This window comes from Polaromonas sp. (assembly GCF_041689105.1).
In the GTDB taxonomy this organism is placed as follows: Bacteria; Pseudomonadota; Gammaproteobacteria; order Burkholderiales; family Burkholderiaceae_C; genus Polaromonas.
Genome location: NZ_JBDNGU010000076.1, coordinates 1 through 17,811, shown reverse-complemented (window position 1 = coordinate 17,811; position 17,811 = coordinate 1). Strand labels below are relative to the sequence as shown.

Genomic DNA, 17,811 nt, shown 5'->3' with positions numbered 1-17,811 from the left:
CAGCCAGCCACCGTTTGAACGCCGCGAACGTGGCCGGGTGCCTTGGCTGGCTTCCCCTTGCCCGCTTCCGAACGCCTGTGCGCTGTTGCCGTGGCGGGCGTAGCATGGCTGACGACCCAAGGAAGGAAACAGAAAGAAGAATGGAGAAAGAGCGGCGTGAAATCTGCAAGTGACCAATGGTTCGACGAGGCGTACTACCAGCGCTACTACTTCGACAAGAAGACCAGCGTGGTGGACCCCGCGCATGTCGAGCGGCTGGGCACCTTTGTGTGCAGCTACCTCAAGTACCTGCGCGTGCCGGTGCGGCGGGTGCTGGACGTGGGCTGCGGCATTGGCCCGTGGCGCGAGATCGTGGCCAGGCACTTTCCTGATGCCAGTTACCAGGGCGTGGAGTTCAGCGCGTACCTGTGCGAGCGATTTGGCTGGGAGCGTGGCTCGGTGGTGGACTACCAATCCGCCGAGCCGTTTGACCTGGTGATCTGCCAGGCCGTGCTGTCCTACCTGAGCCCGCCAGACCTGAAGCTGGCCCTGCACAACCTGGGCCGCTTGTGCCGGGGCGCGCTGTATGTGGAGGCGGCGACGCGCGAAGACTATGAGCGCGACATCATTGACGATGAACTGGCCGACCCGCGCCTGTATCGGCACCGGGCGGAGTTGTACCGGCGCGGCCTGCGGGAGGGCCTGACCGAGCTGGGCGGCGGCGTGTGGCTGAGCCGCAAGGTCGATGTGCCACTGTTCGAACTCGAATGCGCGTACAGCCGTTGACCATGGACGCAAGCGGCCTCGCACTTCCTGCGCAGCCCCACGCCGTCAGCCGTCTGCGCAGTGCGCGCCTGGCGCGCAGCGCCAAGCCTTTTCTGGCCCGCGGCGGCCCGCACGGTGAGCGCTGCGCCGGCTGCCGGCTGCTGCCCAGCCATTGCCTGTGTGCCTTGCGCCCAGCCGTGCCCACACGGGCGGGTATGTGCCTGCTCATGGCCGACATTGAGCCCCTCAAACCCAGCAACACGGGCTGGCTGATTGCCGATGTGGTGGCCGACACCTTTGCCTTTGGCTGGACGCGCACCGAGGTGGACCCGGCGCTGCTTGCGTTGCTGGCTGATCCGCAGTGGCAGGCTTACCTGGTGTTTCCGGGCGAGTTTGTCGACAGTGCGCGGGTGGTGACGGATGTGCTGCCGGCCGATGCCGCAGCGGGCACAGCGGGTAGGGCGGACAAGCGGCCGCTGTTTGTGTTGCTGGACGGAACCTGGCCGGAGGCGCGCAAGATGTTTCGCAAAAGCCCCTACCTGGACAAGCTGGCAGTGTTGAGCCTGCAGAGCGAACAGCTGTCCAGCTACCGGCTGCGCCGCTCGCAGCGCGACGCGCACTTCTGCACCTCGGAAGTGGCGGCGCTGTGCCTGGCGCTGGCGGGCGACGCGCAGGCCGCGCAGGTGCTGGAGGCTTACCTGGACGTGTTCACCAACCATTACCTGCAGGCCAAGAACCAGTTGCCCGTGGATGCAGAGGACGCGGCGCACCAGCATTTGCGCAACTTGCGCGACCTGTAGGACGACGCGGAGTGCGCGTGTATGCGGGCATGGATGTCGGGTCAGGCCCGCAATGACGATTGCAGGTTTGGCAGCGCTCCTGTTTTTATAGCTGCTTGCGCCCGGCACGCAAGGGCTGGATGCCGATTTGGTTTAAAGAATTGCGCCCGGCGGCCACGGGGCGACAATGTAGCCCAACACGACCAGCCTTGTGCCCCCAGCGGGCCAGGCGTCTCGCCCACTTCAAGAGCCCCACCATGACCGACGACCTGAACCGAAAGAACGAACTGAAAAAAATGGCGCTGTGCGACTCGTGCGCCGGCGTCCAGCGCAACTGGCGCAAGGCCCCGGGCCACCCCGAGCTGGTGCAGGGCAACAACCGGCAAGAGCGGCGCGGCGGCGCGCTGGTCGCCGTCACCAAGTACCGCTGTGACCGCTGCGGCACGGCGTGGGAGTACGAGAATGACAAGGCCAACCTGAAGGCGGGCTGGTCGGTGGTGGGCCGATAGACGGCGCCCTGCATCACTCCTGTTTTGATAGCGGCTCGCGCAGGCGGAGCAAGGGCTGAAGGCCTGTTTCTTGATTTCTAATTTGCCTGCGAAATTTGAAGGCTCATAAAAAAAGACAGGCCAAGCCTGTCTTTTTTGTTTTGGCTTGCGCGGCTACTTGCAGCCGCAGCGTTGCAATTACTTGCTGCCGGCGGCTTTCACGTCGGCCTTGGTTTCTGCCTTGACGCCGGTGGTCTCGGCACTGGCGGTGGCCTTGTCGCCTGCGGCCTTGATGCGCACGGTGTCTACCTTGGTGTCGGCCTTGATGACGGCTTTGTCGGCTTTGACGTCTGCCTTGGCGCTGGTAGTTTCGGCCTTGGCGGTGGCCTTGGTTTTGTCTTCAGCATCGGCCTTGGCCGCTTTGGCTTGTGCCTTGGCCTTGGTGTCGGCGGACTTGGTCAGTGCCTCGGTTTTCTTTTCAGCGGCATTGGCTTCGGCTTTGTCCACCTTGGCGTCGGCCTTGGCGTCTACCTTGGCTTCGCTCTTGACGGCAGCAGCCACAGACTTTTCGGCCTTGGCTTGTGCCTTGACAACGGCCGGTGTGGCGGGCACTGCAGGCGTCACCACTGCAGGCGTTTGCGCAAATGCAGCGCCAGCGATCAGGGTGGTCATCAGGGTTGCGAGTAATTTGTTCATGGGGTCCTTTGGATGCGGTTTGTGTCCATCAGGTTGATGTCACATTGCCGGATGTTCAACGGCGCTGTCGCGCGGGCTGTTGCCCGGGTTGACACTTCGTTTCACCTCACACGCCAGCTTTACATGCCAGCCGGCGTCCCATGACCTGTCTGACACACGCACCATTGCGCGGGGCGCTGCGTCAGGCCTGCGTGCCGCTACGTACCGTGCAGGTGTCTGTGCGCTACCGACACCAGATGTGCGCTGGCGCACAGACCTGAAGAATCCGCACAGCCGCATGGGGAACGAACCGGCACAGTCGTCATCTGACCAGCCTTAAGCCTCTTGCCAAGCCCCATGGACCCTTGAAGGAATCCGATGAAACGCAGACAGTGGCTGATGTCACTCCCAATGACTCTTGTTCTGGCGGCAGCCGCAGCGCACGCACAGCCCAGCTACACCGTGACCAGCGCGCAATTGCAGCAAGCGGTGGCCGAGAAGTTTCCGATGCGCTACCCGGTGGGCGGGCTGCTGGCGCTGACGCTGCAAGCGCCGCGCCTGCGGCTGCTTCCGGAGCAAAACCGCCTGGGTACGCAGATGGTGGTCGATGCAGCAGGCCCCGCGCTGTCACGCAGCACCACCGGCAACTTCGATGTGGACTTTGCGCTGCGGTATGAGCCCAGCGACCAGTCGATACGCGCACACCAGCTCAAGGTGAACACGCTGAGCCTGTCAGGCATGCCGCCGGGTCCGGCGGCGCTGCTGCAGGCCTACGGCCCGGCGCTGGCCGGGCAGGCGCTGCTTGAAGTGGTGTTGCACAAGCTCCGCCCGCAGGACCTGATGCTGGCCGACGGCCTGGGCATGGAGCCCGGCGCGATCACTGTGACGGCCAGGGGGCTGGTGATCGGCCTGGTACCCAAGAAGGCGCTGTAAAGAATACCCGTCACGACGAACATCGCAGGCACCACACGTGTGGCGTGTGGCTGCAATCCGCGCTGACCGCGCGCCAGCAGCTTTCACGCGTTCCAGTTAAAGTGCAGGCCGCGGTGCGTGTGTGCCGGCGCCTCCTTTATCTGCTCTCCGGGACATTCATTTGCCAGTCATTATTTCCATCAAGCAACTCAGCAAGGTCTACGCATCCGGCTTCGAGGCGCTCAAGTCGGTTGACCTCGACATCCGGCGCGGCGAAATTTTTGCGTTGCTCGGGCCCAACGGCGCCGGCAAGACCACGCTGATCAATATCGTCTGCGGTATCGTTCGGCCGAGCTCGGGCACCGTCACGGCCGACGGCCACGACATCGTTCGCGACTACCGCGCCGCGCGCGCCCAAATCGGGCTGGTGCCGCAGGAGCTGTCAACCGACTCATTTGAAACCGTCTGGTCCACCGTGAGCTTCAGCCGGGGGCTGTTCGGCAAACCGGCCAACCCGGCGCATATCGAGAAGGTCCTGCGCGACCTGTCGCTGTGGGACAAGAAGGACAACAAGATCTTGACGCTGTCAGGCGGCATGAAGCGCCGGGTGCTGATTGCCAAGGCGCTGTCGCATGAGCCGCAGATTCTCTTCCTGGACGAGCCGACCGCGGGCGTGGACGTCGAGCTGCGCCAGGGCATGTGGGAGATGGTGCGCAGGTTGCGCGACAGCGGCGTCACCATCATCCTGACCACGCATTACATCGAGGAAGCGGAAGAAATGGCTGACCGCATCGGCGTCATCAGCAAGGGCCAGCTGATCGTGGTGGAAGACAAGGACGTGCTGATGCGCAAGCTCGGCAAAAAGCAGCTGACGCTGCAGCTGCGTGCGCCGCTGTCCGCGGTGCCCGACACACTGGCGGGCCTGCCGCTCGAGCTGACCGACGGCGGCAACACGCTGGTCTATACCTTCGACACGCAGCAGGAGGAAACCGGCATTGGCGAGCTGCTCAAGCGGCTGGCCGCTCAGGGCATCGACTTCAAGGACCTGCATTCGAGCGAGAGTTCGCTCGAAGACATCTTCGTCAGCCTGGTCCATGCGGACAAAACCGCGAAATCCGCCCAGCCCGTGCAAAAGGAGGCCGCATGAACTGGCACGCCATCCGCGCGATCTACCGCTTTGAAATGGCGCGCACTTTACGCACCCTGATGCAGTCCATCGCCTCGCCGGTGATCTCGACCTCGCTGTACTTTGTGGTGTTCGGTACGGCCATCGGTTCGCGCATGGGTGATATTGACGGCATCAGCTATGGCGCCTTCATCATCCCCGGCCTGATCATGCTGTCGCTGCTCAACGAAAGCATTTCCAATTCGGCATTCGGCATCTACATGCCCAAGTGGTCAGGAACGATTTACGAGCTGCTGTCGGCGCCGGTGTCGTCGATGGAGGTGGTGATGGGGTATGTAGGCGCGGCGGCCAGCAAGTCGGTGCTGCTCGGCCTGCTGATCCTGGCGACGGCGCGGCTGTTTGTGCCCTACAGCATTGCGCACCCGTTCTGGATGTTGTGCTTTTTGCTGCTGACTGCGGTGACCTTCAGCCTGTTCGGTTTCATCATCGGATTGTGGGCCGACAACTTCCAGAAGCTGCAGATCGTACCGATGATGATCGTCACGCCGCTGACCTTCCTGGGTGGCGCGTTTTACTCGATCAACATGCTGCCTCCGCTGTGGCAAAAAATCGCGCTATTCAATCCGGTGGTTTACCTGATTAGTGGCTTCCGCTGGAGCTTTTATGGCGTGGCCGACGTCAACGTCGGCATCAGCGTGGCCGCCATCCTCGGCTTCCTGGCGCTGTGCCTGACCGCGATCTGGTGGATCTTTCGCACTGGCTGGAAACTCAAGGCCTGAGAACCACCGCATACCGCAAGAAAAGCGCCAGTCACATCCGTGGCTGGCGCTTTTTTGAGATGGCTGAAAGCGCTGGGCAACAGCGCCTGCGGACGCGGTCTCCGCTTACTTCTGCGGGACGAGGATCAAGGTATCACCGGTGGTGCCCGTGGCGCCAGTGGCACCCGTTGATCCGGTAGAACCGGTCGAGCCGGTTGCGCCGGTGGCACCGGTCGCGCCGGTAGCACCCGTTGCGCCACCGCTAGGGCCTGCAGCGCCGGTGGAGCCGGTCGAACCCGTGGCGCCGGTATAACCCGTAGAGCCAGTGGAGCCGGTGGAGCCTGTGGAACCAGTCGAGCCGGTGGCGCCAGCTGGGCCGGCCGGGCCGGGCACGGCGACTGCTGCGGGCGGTGCAACCACCGTTTTTTCACAGGCGGTCAGGCCCAAGGTGCCAATCAGGGCGGCGAGCAGTATTGCGTATTTCATGGAAGTCCTTCGGAATTTGAGCGAAAAATGCGCGCGAAATTGTGCGCAGGCAGTTTTTCCTGCCTCGGCCGTGAGCTGCCTAAAAGGATTTCTGGGTAGACACAAAGGACGAAGATTAAACATAGGCGTTGCCTTGAGGTCGGGTTGTAGGACGGGCGCACCGGCGTCTGTCCCGAAACGGCGGCAACAACGCGTGGCCCGCCCTTGAAAACGTAACCCCAACGCTCATCTGCAAAGATGGAGTCAACGCACACCCTAAAGGCCCCGCCATGTCTGCCCGCCACGCCACCAGTCTCGTCCTGCAGGTCAAGCCCCTGGGGTTTCCGTGGGAAACCATGGACCCCTTCCTGTTCTGCGCTTACCACGACGACGCCTACCCGAAAGCGAATGCCGACATGGGACCAGCGGCCTCGCTGGCCGGCCGCGCCATCGGCCAGGACTTCAGCCGCAGGGATGGCTGGAGCATGTACCACGGTGAAGCCGTGCCTGGCTTTCCGCCGCATCCGCACCGCGGCTTCGAGACCGTGACCATCGTGCGCAAGGGCCTGATCGACCATTCGGATTCGCTGGGCGCGACCGCGCGTTTTGGTGGCGGGGACGTGCAGTGGCTGACCGCAGGCAAAGGCATCGTGCACGCCGAGATGTTTCCGCTGCTGGACCAGCAAAACGACAACCCGCTGGAGCTGTTCCAGATCTGGCTGAACCTGCCGGCGGCAGCGAAGATGAGCGAACCGCACTTCACGATGTTCTGGTCGCAGGACATTCCGCGCATGACGGTTACTGATCCGGAAGGCCGCACGACCGACGTCGCGGTGATTGCCGGCAGCCTGTCCGGGGCCAGTGCACCGCTGTCGCCGCCGCCCGATTCCTGGGCCGCGCAGCTTGATGCCGACGTGGCGATCTGGACGGTCCGCATGGCGCCGGGCGCGCACTGGACGCTGCCTGCCGCCACGGGTGAGGGCACGCGCCGCAACCTCTACCTCTTCAAGGGCGGGTCGGTAAACGTTGCGGGCCAGGAGGTCCGCAGCCCCTCGGCCATCGAACTGCGTGCCGATACGGCGGTGGAGCTGGTCAACGGTGACATGGAAAGCGAGTTTCTGCTGCTGCAGGGCAAACCGATTGCCGAACCGGTGGCGCAGTACGGCCCGTTTGTCATGAACACGCAGGCCGAGATTGCGCAGACCATGGCCGAGTACCGGCGCACGCAGTTTGGCGGCTGGTCGTTTGACAGCGATACACCGGTGCACGGGCGCGACCCCGCACGTTTCGCGATCCATCCCGGCGGGCGCGAGGAAAGGCCGGCACTGACACCGGAAACACCGCAGACGACCGTCGCCTGAGCGCACAACCAGTAAACTGCATGCAAGCCCGCCGCGCAGGTGCGGCCTGCTTTTTCATCACTACAAAGGTTGTCCCATGGCCATAGGCTGGCTGGCGGTGTTGCAGATGGTTCCCTGGTCGGACGTGATCAAGAACGCGCCCAAGGTGGCTGATGGGGCCAAAAAACTGTGGAGTGCGGTCGGCAAGCAGCCGACAACGGTCGAGCCGCTGCCTGATGCCGGTAGCGGTGTGCCCCTGTCGCCGGAGGGCCAGGCCATTGCCGCCCTGCAGGCGCAGGTGCTGTCGCTGGAAACCGCCACCCAGGACCTGCACGAACAGATGCTCGCGTCGTCGGAGCTGATCAAGGCCCTGGCCGAGCAGAACACCCAGCTGGTCCGGCGCGCCGAAGTCAACCGTGTGCGGCTCTTGTTGCTGGCCGGCGTCACCGTTGTGGTTGCCGTCATCGCGCTTATCGGTTTGACGCTGGCGTATTAAGCGCAGGCAGGCCTTTCGCTTCGACGCCTTCTGCCGCCCAGACTCCTAGGAGCCTGTCGGACTTGGGGCGTCGAGAGCGAAAATCGGGCCCAGCGAGGACAGTTTTTGCCGGATTTGCAGACCCATAGCCCAGCTATGGGAAAAAAAGACGGTGAAAAATGGACCGCTGCGGTCGATTTGCAGCCGACGATTCCCAAGTCCGACAGGCTCCTAGGCCTGCGGACTCACTGGAACCCCGGGCGGCAGGCCAGCGCTATGGCCGGTCCGGCCAAGCAACCAATATGTCGACATCCGGCCGCGGTCCTTGAGCTCAATGGGTTCGCGTGCAGAAAACTCAAAACTGTTGCGGGTTTGCAGATACACCGCTTCCGTCACATGAATGGCACCAGGTTCACCACTGGCTTCCATGCGACTTGCCACATTCACCGTGTCACCCCAGACGTCGTAGAGAAACCGCTTGACGCCGATCACGCCCGCCACCGCGGGGCCGACATGAATCCCGATGCGCATGCCCAGCTTTGTTCCGGTGGTTCTGTTGTAGTTCTGGACGGCTTCGCCCATGTCGAGCGCCAGCTGTCCAAGGCCCAGCAGCTGATCGTACGACACCACCATGTAGGCATCGCCAATGGTCTTGATCTTTTCCAGCTGGTGACGCTCCACCAGGTCATCGAAGGACGAAAATATCTCGTTCAATACCAGCACCAGGGCATTCGGCGGCAAAGCGCGCGAAAAGCTGGTGAAACCGGCAAGGTCTGCGAACAGCACGCCCATGTTGTCGAACTTCACAGCGCTGACCTTGTCGCTGCGCTTTAGCTCTTCGGCGATATGTGCGGGAAACACGTTGTAAAGGACCCTGTCAGCACGTGCACGCTCAGATTCCGCAAGCTGCGTCTGCGCATACAGTTCCATATTGCGTGCGTAGGTAAATTTATCCAGCTCGATACACAGCACCACGACACAAAATGGATTGACCAGCAGCGCCAACGCTTCGGCGCCCCCACCCGCCCGCCATCCCACTGCCATTCCCAGCACAAGAAAACTCAGGACATACATCGGCCGGCGCACAGGCCGCGGCGTGCACATCACAGCGGCAACAAAAGTCAGACCGGCGGCATAGATGGACAGGTCCGCGCGCAGCCGGCCGTCCACAATGCTGAGCCAGGTTGCAAGCGCCACGGCGCTGGCGCACGCGGCATTAAGCGCCCACTCCTTCCCGCGCAATCGCGGCACCCAGCGATCCAGCAAGATGATGGCAATGAAAAACAGCTCGGCAACGACATGCCAGGCGAGCAGCCAGACGGAACTTGCAGGAAACGCCTGCCAGCCACTGCCGAGAAAACGCGCGTGAATGGCCAAAGCGCCAAGTGGCAGCAGGCATGCCACCACTTTGCTGTAGCGCACACCCTGCATCCAGCTCTTGTAGACGAGCCACTCCCGAAATGCCTGATCCTGCATGACGCTCCCCCTGCGCCACGCTGCATGGGCGTGACATCGGGCAACCATACTTGCACCGCCGCGGGCCGTCAATACAACGCTGCGGTGCCTGTTGTGCGGAGGAGTCGCCGGTCGGGATCGCGGCACCGGAGCGGGTTGGCCCAAAAAAGCGCCCGCAGGCACTTTTTAGCGAAGCAGGTGGCGAATTTACTATGCGACCACGCGCACCATCTCCAGGCACTTGTTGGAGTAACCCCACTCGTTGTCGTACCAGGCCACCACCTTGATGAAGGTGCTGTCCAGCGCGATGCTGGCGTCGGCGTCAAACACACTGGTGCAGGTCTCGCCGCGGAAGTCGGTGGCGACCACCTTGTCTTCGGTGTAGCCGAGGATGCCCTTGAGGGCGCCTTCGCTTTGCGCTTTCATCTCGGCGCAGATTTCCTTGAGCGTGGCCTCCTTGTTCAGCTCACAGGTGAGGTCGACCACAGACACATCAGAGGTCGGCACACGGAAGGACATGCCGGTAAGCTTTTTGTTGAGCTCGGGAATCACTACGCCCACGGCCTTGGCTGCACCGGTGCTCGAAGGAATGATGTTTTCCAGGATGCCACGGCCGCCGCGCCAGTCCTTGTTGCTCGGGCCGTCCACGGTTTTCTGTGTGGCGGTGGTCGCGTGCACAGTGGTCATCAGGCCGCGCTTGATGCCCCATTTGTCGTTGAGCACTTTGGCAATCGGCGCCAGGCAGTTGGTGGTGCAACTGGCGTTGGAGATGATGGCCTGGCCGGCGTAGGTTTTGTCATTGACGCCGTAAACAAACATCGGCGTGTCGTCTTTTGACGGGGCCGAGAAGATGACCTTTTTGGCGCCAGCGGCCAGGTGTTTTTCGCCGGAAGCTTTGTCGAGAAACAGGCCGGTGGCCTCGAGCACGATGTCGGCGCCGATCTCGTTCCACTTCAGGTTGGCCGGGTCGCGCTCCTGCGTGAGGCGGATTTTCTTGCCATTGACGATGAGCGTGTTGCCCTCGACCGACACATCGCCCTTGAAGCGGCCATGCACCGAGTCGTACTGCAGCATGTACTTGAGGTAGTCGGGCTCCAGCAGGTCGTTGATGCCGACAATCTCGATGTCGCTGAAGTTCTGCACGGCGGCGCGCAACACGTTGCGGCCAATGCGGCCGAAGCCGTTGATACCTAGTTTGATGGTCATCTGCTTTTGCTCCTGGAAGTTAAGTGGGGGTGCCATTGCGGAATGGGTCCGCGATGCCTGTCTTATTTTTTCAACACCTTGCGCACGGTATCGGCCACGTTTTCGGGCGTGAAACCGAAATGCTTGAACAGCACCGGGGCAGGCGCTGACTCGCCATAGCTGTCGATGCCGACCACCGCTGCGCAGCCGTATTTCCACCAGCCGGAGGTAGAGCCCATCTCGACCGCAATACGCGGAATGCCTTCGGGCAGCACTTCAGACTTGTAGGCGCTTTTTTGTTTGTCAAAAGTCGTGGTGCTGGGCATGGAGACCACACGCACGGCGATTTTGTGGGCGGCCAGCAGCTCCTGCGCCTTGAGTGCCAGCTGCACTTCAGAGCCGGTGGCAATGATCACCGCTTGGGCTTTTTTGTTCAGGCCCACTTCGGCCGGCTCGGCCAGCACGTAGGCGCCTTTGCTGATTTCACCGAGGTCGTTCTTCGGTGCATAGGGCAGGTTCTGGCGGCTCAGCAGCAAGGCCGTTGGTTTGTTTTTGTTCTGCAGGGCCACGGCCCAGGCCACCGCCGTCTCTGCGGTGTCGCCCGGACGCCAGACGTCGAGATTCGGAATCAGGCGCAGGCTGGCGGCGTGTTCGATCGACTGGTGGGTTGGGCCGTCTTCACCGAGGCCGATGGAGTCGTGGGTGAACACGTGCACCACGCGGATCTTCATCAGCGCGGCCATGCGGATGGCGTTGCGGCTGTAGTCGCTGAAGGTCAGGAAGGTGCCACCGTAGGGAATGTAGCCGCCATGCAGCGCAATGCCGTTCATGATGGCGGCCATGCCGAACTCGCGCACGCCGTAGTTGATGTGACGGCCGATGACCTTGGCGCCTTCGGCGCCTTCGGTCATCACCACGTCGCCAGCCAGGTCGAAACGCAGGGGCGGCGTGCTTTTGGTGTTGGTCAGGTTGGAGCCGGTCAGGTCGGCGGAGCCACCCAGCATTTCGGGCAGGGCGGCGGTGAAGGCCTCGAGTGCCAGCTGCGAGGCCTTGCGCGAGGCTACGGTTTCGGCCTTGGTGTGGGCGCCGACGACGGTGTCCACAGCGGTCTGCGAGAAGGCGCGCGGCAGCTCGCCTTTCATGCGGCGGGTAAATTCAGCCGCCAGCTCGGGGTGCGCAACTTTATAGGCGGTGAATTTTGCGTCCCAGGCGGCTTCCAGCGCCAGGCCCTTGGCCTTGGCGTCCCAGGCTTCGTAGGCTTCTTTCGGCATGTCGAAAGGCGCGCAGGTCCAACCGAGTGCTTCGCGTGTCAGCTTGATCTCTTCCGCTCCCAGCGGCTCGCCATGGGCCTTGGCGGTGTTGGCGCGGTTCGGCGAGCCTTGGCCGATGTGGGTCTTGCAGACAATCAGCGTCGGTTTGTCGGCGCTGTTTTTGGCATCGGTTATCGCCCGGTCCACCGCGTCGGCGTCGTGGCCGTCAATCGGGCCAATCACGTTCCAGCCGTAAGCAGCAAAACGCAAGGGCGTGTTGTCGATGAACCAGGGCGCCACCTGGCCGTCGATGGAGATGCCGTTGTCGTCGTACAGCGCAATCAGCTTGCTCAGCTTCCAGGCGCCAGCAAGCGCGCAGGCTTCGTGGCTGATGCCTTCCATCAGGCAGCCGTCACCCATGAAAACATAGGTGTGATGGTCGACGACGCTGTGGTCGGCCTGGTTGAACTCCGCCGCCATCAGCTTCTCGGCCAGCGCCATGCCGACGGCGTTGCTCAGGCCCTGGCCCAGCGGGCCGGTGGTGGTTTCCACGCCGGGGGTGTAGCCAAGCTCGGGGTGGCCCGGGGTCTTGCTGTGCAGCTGGCGAAAGTTCTTCAGCTCCTTGATCGGCAGGGCATAACCGGTCAAATGCAGCACCGCATAAATCAGCATGGAGCCGTGGCCGTTGGACAGCACAAAGCGGTCGCGGTCGAACCAGCCCGGGTTGTGCGGGCTGTGTTTGAGGTGCCGGCCCCACAGCGCCACGGCCATGTCCGCCATGCCCATGGGCGCACCGGGGTGGCCGGAGTTGGCCTGTTGCACGGCGTCCATGGCCAATGCACGGATGGAATTGGCCATGAGGGAGGAGGAGGTGTCAGCCATTGCTTGAGGTCCAGGTGGGTGATGAGGCGAGTGAGGCAGATCCCGACCGCTGCTGGCGATGGAACACGCCGGCGAACACGGGAAAACCCCAGATTTTACGGGATGCGCCCCGGCGGAGAAGCCAACGCACCGGTGCTGTGTTGGTGTTTTTAAGCCGCTATGAATTCAATAGCTGTTGACGCCCGTCACACAAGGGCTAGAGACCGATTTGATGCATAAGAGGTGATAATCAACCCACCATGAGCACCCAAGCCCTGATTCTGGCCGCCGGACGCGGCGAACGCATGCGCCCGCTGACCGACCACACCCCCAAACCACTGCTGACCGTGCAGGGCGAGCCGCTGATCGTCTGGCACCTGGAAAACCTGGCGCGGGCGGGCGTCACAGATGTGGTGATCAACACCGCCTGGCTGGAGCAGCAGTTTCCTGCGGCGCTGGGCGACGGCAGCGCCTTCGGCCTGCGCATTCGTTACTCGCACGAAGGGGCACGTTTTGGCGGCGCGCTGGAAACCGCCGGTGGTATTGCCACCGCGCTGCCGTTGCTGCAGGACGCGCCGTTCTGGCTGGTCGCTGGCGACGTGTTCATGCCCGGCTTTGATTTTCCTGCGGCCGACGCGCAGCGCTTTGCGGCATCCAGCGCGCTGGCGCATATCTACCTGGTGTCCAATCCGGCACATAACCCGAAAGGCGATTTCGGCATCGCCCCTGACGGCACGGCGCTGTCCCGCGCCGCTGAACAGCTCACTTACAGCACCGTGGGCCTGTACCGGCCGGCCCTGTTCAAAGACACGCCTGCCGGGCAGAAAGCCGCACTGGCACCACTGCTGCGCCAGGCCATGCACGGCGGCGAAGTCACTGCGGCGCTATATTCAGGCCCATGGACTGACGTGGGCACACCTGAACGCCTGGCCGAACTGAACACAACCCGCTGACAAGGCGCTTTTACACATGACCACGATTTACGAAAAACGCCGCGCCGCCATCACACGCGCCCTGAAAGCCGCCGGGGGTGGCATTGCCCTGCTGCCTACGGCGCCTGAACTGGCGCGCAACCGCGACAGCGATTTTCCGTACCGGCACGACAGCTACTTTTATTACCTGACCGGGTTTGACGAGCCGCAGGCCTGGCTGGCCATCGAGGCCAGCGGCCGCAGCACGCTGTTTTGCCAGCCCAAGGACCTGGAGCGCGAAATCTGGGACGGCATCCGCCTGGGGCCCAAGGCAGCGCCTGCCGCGCTGGGGGTTGACGCGGCTTTCAGCGTGGAAGCCCTCGACGAAATAATGCCCGGCCTGCTGGCCAACCAGAACGCCGTGTGGTTTCCGTTTGCCACACATACCGGTCTGGAAACCCAGGTCGATGGCTGGCTGGCCAAGGTGCGCGCGCGCATCCGCTTTGGCGCCGAGTGCCCGCAAAGCCAGCACGACCTGTGCAAGCTGCTCGACGAGATGCGGCTGGTCAAGGACACGCATGAAATTGCCATCCTGCGCCGCGCCGGAAAAATCTCTGCGGTTGCGCATGTGCGCGCCATGCAAACCTCGGCCGCGATGCTGCGGGGTGGCGTGAAGGGCGGGCTGCGCGAATACCACCTCGAGGCCGAGCTGCTGCACGAGTTTCGCCGCCATGGATCGCAGTTTCCGGCGTATACCAGCATCGTCGCGGCGGGCGCCAACGCCTGCGTGCTGCACTACCGCGCCGGCGATGCCGAACTGAAAGCGGGCGAGCTGTGCCTGATTGATGCGGGCTGCGAGCTCGACGGCTACGCCAGTGACATCACCCGCACCTTTCCGGCTGACGGCAAGTTCACCCCGGCGCAACGCACGCTGTACGACATCGTGCTCGCCGCGCAGGACGCCGCCGTCAAAGTCACCAGGCCCGGCAAGCGCTTCATGGACCCGCACGACGCGGCCACCCGTGTGCTGGCGCAAGGCATGCTCGACACCGGCCTGCTGCCCAAAGCCAAACACGGCAAGGTCGATGACGTGCTGGAATCCGGCGCTTACCGCCAGTTCTACATGCACCGCACCGGCCACTGGATGGGCATGGATGTGCACGACTGCGGCGACTACACCGAACCCGGCAGCAAGCCGCGCGAGGAGACAGATGCGCTGGGTCAGACCGTGATGCGCAAGCCGTCCCGCATTCTGCGGCCTGGCATGGTGACCACCATCGAACCCGGTATCTATGTGCGTCCGGCCAAGGGCGTGCCGAAAGAGTTCTGGAACATCGGCATCCGCATCGAAGACGATGCGCTGGTGACGGACAAAGGCTGCGAGCTGATGACGCGGGGTGTGCCGGTGGATGCGGATGAGATTGAGGCACTGATGCGGGGTTGAGCCTTCTTTGAGGCGGCGTCTACTGCTCTATCGGGCTCAACCCGGCGTGGGCGTCGGCACTTCCGGAGGGCGTTCAACAACGGCGCGAGGGCGCTGGTTAGTGGGCTCTTGCGCCGCGGAAATGGTGAACACCGCGGAGCGGCTGCCCACCGTCACCCGGATCTCCAGCGGCAAGGCGCCCGCAGGCGGCGCGCTGCCGACAAAACTCTGGGTGCCAGCGTCATAACTCAACCACGACGGCAGCGGCGCGCCTCCCATGGTTGTGGCCTGGACAGGTTGTTGGCTTGTCGCGGCCCACAGCCGCAGACTGGCCGGAAGGGCAAAACTGGTGGCTTGATCACCCGGGTTGCTGGCCAGCGCCACCGCGAAGAGACCCACCGTGCTGTCGGTGGCTTCACGCAGCGTCTGCACCGGCGCGCCCGTGCTGCCAGCCGCGGTTGGACTGCTCTCGAGTAACGCGCCAGGGTTGAACAGCGCCGTCGTGCTGCCAGCCCCGATTGGACTGCTCGCGGCTGGCGAGCCAGGATTTAGCAACGCTGGCAATGACGCGCTGATTGTCGGTCCGCCGATGAGCTGTGCGACCGCGACACTCGATATGTCCCGCAGTATGTTTGTCGTGGCGGGTGCGGGCGCTGGTGCGGGTGCTGGTGCGGGCGCTGGTGCTGGTGCTGGTGCTGGTGCTGGCGCGGGTGCGGGTGCGGGCGCTGGTGCTGGTGCTGGTGCTGGGACGCTCGTGATGCTGGCTGTGGTCGCCGCCGTGCTACTGGTCAAGGTGTAATTGTCCGCTGAGCTACCCCCAAGGGTAATGCCAGTGATCGAAACCGGTTTGCCAGCGCCCAGTGCCGGCGTGTCGAAGCGGCCGGTGGCGGTCGCAACGCTAAGCGTGTCACCAGCGACCTTGTTGGTAAATTGCGCGCTTGAGATGGTGAGCGTGGCGCTGTCTGTGCCATCCACCACCTTGTCGGCCGCTGTGATGCCGGTTACCTGCGCAATCGGTCTGCGGGTAATGCTGAGCTGGCCGTTGTTGAGCACCAGGGTGTAGTTCTCGTTATTGGTAGCGCCAGAAGTGATAGCTACAGGGCCGCTGGCAACCGATGTGTTGAGCACCGCCGTCGAGCTGCGGCTGACACCCACACTGCTTGCGGTGTCGCCATCAATCAGGCCGGTGACACTTCCGGTGAACGCGGGGTTGGCGTCACCATACACGCGAGTGGCGTTGTCGGTGTTGATCGTCAAGGTGGGCGCAATCCTGTACAAAAACATGTTGGCACTGCCGCCCGGGGTGAAACTGGAGGACGTGTTGTAACGCTTGTTGTACCCCGTCACGCCTTGCGTCGTGGTGGCCGGGTCACCGCTGTACACCAGGTAGCGACCCGACACCGCGCTGATGCCGTTGACGCCTGCGTTGTTGACCAACTTACCGCCCGTCGCTACCCCGGCCGCGTTGGAGCTGCCGGCCTTGAGCACCACCGCATCGCCCGTGGCCGCCGAACTCACGGCAGCATTGAGTGTCAGGTCTGACAGCGCACCCGTGGTTTCGATTCTGGCGGACCCGGTGGTGCTCACCCCGACCACACCCACGGTGCCAACCGCCAACGCGTTGGCTTGCGCATAGTCGATGCTGCCGGTGCTGGCCGCCAAAGTGGTCACTGCATTGCCGGCGTTGCGCAGCGTGTAGGCGCCGCCGGTGCCGGTCAGCGCCAGCCCGCTTGCCGCGATGGCGCCGGACTGGATTACCGCGCCGCCGGCCGAGAGCGTCGCATTGCCGGTGGTGGTCACGACGGCAACATCGAAACCATTGACGTCGGTGTATTGAATCGCCCCGGCCGAAGTCGCCTGGAGATTGATCGTTCCGGCGTTGTTGCCGCTGTTGGTCAGTGTGATGGGCGAGTTTGCTGCCAAGTTCTGCACTTTCAGCGTGCCCGCCGTGATATTGCCGGTGGAGGCCGTCTGGGTAACATTGCCCGTGGCCGTCACATCCAGCGTGCCAGCCACGTTTGAGCCGCTGCCGCCTGCGCCGAAATTGACAGCAGCGGTTCGTACAAACGCGTTGCCGCTGTTGGTGGTGTTGACGTTGAGGTTGGCAACCGCTGCGGCCACGTCAATGCCATTGGTGCCGTCCGTGCCGATCTGGCCATTGGCATTGAGTGTCAGGTTGGTCGCCGTGATGGCATTGCTGCCCGTATCGGTGATGGCGCCGGCATTGAGTGTGAGCGTTTTGCCGGCCATGTTGATGGCGCTGCCTATCTTCATGACGCCCGTGCTGGCGGTATCCCCGATCACGATGGTTCCGGTGGCACCGCTGGAAAATCGCGCGATCTCTGTCGTAGTCAGGTCAAACACGGAGGTGCTGGCCAGAGACATCTCCTGGCTGGCGGTTTTGGGTTTGAGCGTGAGTGCCCCCGAAGTGATGAAGGCGTTGTTGCCGGTGTTGGTCGTGCCGATGGTCAGCGCATCTGCCGTCACTGTGATCGATCCCGTCCCTGCCGACACATCCACATTGTTGTTTTGTGTATAGGTCCCGGTTCCTGCATCTATGGTCACGGCATTGTTGGTGGCAGTGATGTTGCCAGCCACCGTCACATTGCTGTTGCCGTTGTTGAGCGTGAAGCCACCCGGTGCCGTGATGGTGTTCAAGGTTGTGATTTGGTTCGCTGCATTACCGAGGACAAGGGCGCTGGTGGCGCCGCTCAGCGTCGCCGCCAAGGAAGTGACCACGACCGCATGGTTATTGATCTCCATGGCATTGGCCGTGACAGTCAGCGCTCCGAGCGCGCTGGTGCTTCCGAGGGCACCGCCCAACGTCACATCGCCCGAGCCCGCCGTGAGCACCAGTGCGCGTACGCCGCCGGTGCTGTTGATGGCCGCATCAATCTGGATGTTGCCGCCCGCACCCACACCGGCATTGCCTCCGCGTGAGTTCAGCGTCACGGTCGCTGCGTT

General features: G+C 63.2%; 16 protein-coding genes. 10 read left to right on the top strand and 6 right to left on the bottom strand.

The genetic code is table 11. The features are described from left to right. Positions 1 to 156: 156 nt before the first annotated feature. The 3 genes from ACESMT_RS07185 (at position 157) to ACESMT_RS07175 (ending at position 2,032) form a co-directional block, all read left to right on the top strand. A complete protein-coding gene (locus tag ACESMT_RS07185) occupies positions 157 to 765 on the top strand; it encodes a trans-aconitate 2-methyltransferase (RefSeq protein WP_372825883.1) in 609 nt (202 codons plus the stop codon). A 2-nt stretch (positions 766 to 767) separates the two neighbouring features. Further along, positions 768 to 1,544, top strand: a complete 777-nt coding sequence (locus ACESMT_RS07180; RefSeq protein WP_372825882.1) for a tRNA-uridine aminocarboxypropyltransferase — start codon at positions 768 to 770, stop codon at positions 1,542 to 1,544. 236 nt (positions 1,545 to 1,780) lie between these two features. Beyond that, positions 1,781 to 2,032 (top strand): hypothetical protein, encoded by a 252-nt coding sequence (locus ACESMT_RS07175; RefSeq protein ID WP_372825881.1) that lies wholly within the window; start codon positions 1,781 to 1,783, stop codon positions 2,030 to 2,032. 177 nt (positions 2,033 to 2,209) lie between these two features. On the opposite strand, the gene ACESMT_RS07170 is transcribed toward ACESMT_RS07175, so the two are convergent. Further along, on the bottom strand, positions 2,210 to 2,707 hold the full coding sequence (locus ACESMT_RS07170) for a hypothetical protein (RefSeq protein WP_372825880.1): 498 nt from the start codon (positions 2,705 to 2,707) through the stop codon (positions 2,210 to 2,212). 357 nt (positions 2,708 to 3,064) lie between these two features. Between ACESMT_RS07170 and ACESMT_RS07165 the strand changes: the two genes are divergently transcribed. The 3 genes from ACESMT_RS07165 to ACESMT_RS07155 all read left to right on the top strand — a co-directional run bounded on the left by ACESMT_RS07165 (position 3,065) and on the right by ACESMT_RS07155 (position 5,503). Next, positions 3,065 to 3,619: a DUF1439 domain-containing protein gene (locus ACESMT_RS07165; RefSeq protein WP_372825879.1), complete on the top strand. Its 555-nt coding sequence runs from the start codon at positions 3,065 to 3,067 to the stop codon at positions 3,617 to 3,619. A 160-nt stretch (positions 3,620 to 3,779) separates the two neighbouring features. Then, positions 3,780 to 4,745, top strand: a complete 966-nt coding sequence (locus ACESMT_RS07160) for an ABC transporter ATP-binding protein (protein ID WP_372825878.1) — start codon at positions 3,780 to 3,782, stop codon at positions 4,743 to 4,745. Beyond that, a complete protein-coding gene (locus ACESMT_RS07155; protein WP_372825877.1) occupies positions 4,742 to 5,503 on the top strand; it encodes an ABC transporter permease in 762 nt (253 codons plus the stop codon). The genes ACESMT_RS07160 and ACESMT_RS07155 overlap by 4 nt, the downstream gene beginning before the upstream one ends. 105 nt (positions 5,504 to 5,608) lie before the next feature. On the opposite strand, the gene ACESMT_RS07150 is transcribed toward ACESMT_RS07155, so the two are convergent. Beyond that, complete coding sequence (locus ACESMT_RS07150; RefSeq protein WP_372825876.1) at positions 5,609 to 5,968, bottom strand: collagen-like protein; 360 nt, start codon at positions 5,966 to 5,968, stop codon at positions 5,609 to 5,611. 269 nt (positions 5,969 to 6,237) lie between these two features. Between ACESMT_RS07150 and ACESMT_RS07145 the strand changes: the two genes are divergently transcribed. Both ACESMT_RS07145 and ACESMT_RS07140 read left to right on the top strand, forming a co-directional pair. Beyond that, complete coding sequence (locus ACESMT_RS07145) at positions 6,238 to 7,308, top strand: pirin family protein (RefSeq protein ID WP_372825875.1); 1,071 nt, start codon at positions 6,238 to 6,240, stop codon at positions 7,306 to 7,308. A gap of 76 nt (positions 7,309 to 7,384) precedes the next feature. Further along, positions 7,385 to 7,783 carry a hypothetical protein gene (locus tag ACESMT_RS07140; protein WP_372825874.1) on the top strand — a complete coding sequence of 133 codons (399 nt, stop codon included), beginning with the start codon at positions 7,385 to 7,387 and terminating at the stop codon, positions 7,781 to 7,783. 210 nt (positions 7,784 to 7,993) lie between these two features. Here ACESMT_RS07140 and ACESMT_RS07135 read toward each other — a convergent pair whose 3' ends face one another. The 3 genes from ACESMT_RS07135 to tkt all read right to left on the bottom strand — a co-directional run bounded on the left by ACESMT_RS07135 (position 7,994) and on the right by tkt (position 12,534). Beyond that, positions 7,994 to 9,310, bottom strand: a complete 1,317-nt coding sequence (locus ACESMT_RS07135; RefSeq protein ID WP_372825873.1) for an adenylate/guanylate cyclase domain-containing protein — start codon at positions 9,308 to 9,310, stop codon at positions 7,994 to 7,996. A 117-nt stretch (positions 9,311 to 9,427) separates the two neighbouring features. Continuing rightward, positions 9,428 to 10,423 (bottom strand): type I glyceraldehyde-3-phosphate dehydrogenase, encoded by a 996-nt coding sequence (gap, locus tag ACESMT_RS07130; protein ID WP_372825872.1) that lies wholly within the window; start codon positions 10,421 to 10,423, stop codon positions 9,428 to 9,430. Positions 10,424 to 10,485: 62 nt separating this feature from the next. Next, on the bottom strand, positions 10,486 to 12,534 hold the full coding sequence (gene tkt, locus ACESMT_RS07125) for a transketolase (RefSeq protein WP_372825871.1): 2,049 nt from the start codon (positions 12,532 to 12,534) through the stop codon (positions 10,486 to 10,488). A 239-nt stretch (positions 12,535 to 12,773) separates the two neighbouring features. Here tkt and murU point away from each other — a divergent pair, with 239 nt between their 5' ends. Then, complete coding sequence (murU, locus tag ACESMT_RS07120) at positions 12,774 to 13,466, top strand: N-acetylmuramate alpha-1-phosphate uridylyltransferase MurU (RefSeq protein WP_372825870.1); 693 nt, start codon at positions 12,774 to 12,776, stop codon at positions 13,464 to 13,466. Positions 13,467 to 13,482: 16 nt separating this feature from the next. Continuing rightward, positions 13,483 to 14,868, top strand: a complete 1,386-nt coding sequence (locus ACESMT_RS07115; RefSeq protein WP_372825869.1) for an aminopeptidase P N-terminal domain-containing protein — start codon at positions 13,483 to 13,485, stop codon at positions 14,866 to 14,868. 36 nt (positions 14,869 to 14,904) lie between these two features. Here the strand turns inward: ACESMT_RS07115 and ACESMT_RS07110 are convergent. Continuing rightward, a partial coding sequence (locus ACESMT_RS07110) for a YDG domain-containing protein (RefSeq protein ID WP_372825868.1) occupies positions 14,905 to 17,811 on the bottom strand: 2,907 nt, incomplete at its 5' end.

Bases quoted from the DNA above. Each gene is read 5' to 3' on its own strand.
- murU (WP_372825870.1), top strand. From the start codon at position 12,774: ATGAGCACCCAAGCCCTGATTCTGGCCGCCGGACGCGGCGAACGCATG.
- ACESMT_RS07180 (WP_372825882.1), top strand. From the start codon at position 768: ATGGACGCAAGCGGCCTCGCACTTCCTGCGCAGCCCCACGCCGTCAGC.
- ACESMT_RS07150 (WP_372825876.1), bottom strand. From the start codon at position 5,968: ATGAAATACGCAATACTGCTCGCCGCCCTGATTGGCACCTTGGGCCTG.
- ACESMT_RS07175 (WP_372825881.1), top strand. From the start codon at position 1,781: ATGACCGACGACCTGAACCGAAAGAACGAACTGAAAAAAATGGCGCTG.
- gap (WP_372825872.1), bottom strand. From the start codon at position 10,423: ATGACCATCAAACTAGGTATCAACGGCTTCGGCCGCATTGGCCGCAAC.
- ACESMT_RS07155 (WP_372825877.1), top strand. From the start codon at position 4,742: ATGAACTGGCACGCCATCCGCGCGATCTACCGCTTTGAAATGGCGCGC.
- ACESMT_RS07170 (WP_372825880.1), bottom strand. From the start codon at position 2,707: ATGAACAAATTACTCGCAACCCTGATGACCACCCTGATCGCTGGCGCT.
- ACESMT_RS07165 (WP_372825879.1), top strand. From the start codon at position 3,065: ATGAAACGCAGACAGTGGCTGATGTCACTCCCAATGACTCTTGTTCTG.
- ACESMT_RS07115 (WP_372825869.1), top strand. From the start codon at position 13,483: ATGACCACGATTTACGAAAAACGCCGCGCCGCCATCACACGCGCCCTG.
- ACESMT_RS07145 (WP_372825875.1), top strand. From the start codon at position 6,238: ATGTCTGCCCGCCACGCCACCAGTCTCGTCCTGCAGGTCAAGCCCCTG.
- tkt (WP_372825871.1), bottom strand. From the start codon at position 12,534: ATGGCTGACACCTCCTCCTCCCTCATGGCCAATTCCATCCGTGCATTG.
- ACESMT_RS07140 (WP_372825874.1), top strand. From the start codon at position 7,385: ATGGCCATAGGCTGGCTGGCGGTGTTGCAGATGGTTCCCTGGTCGGAC.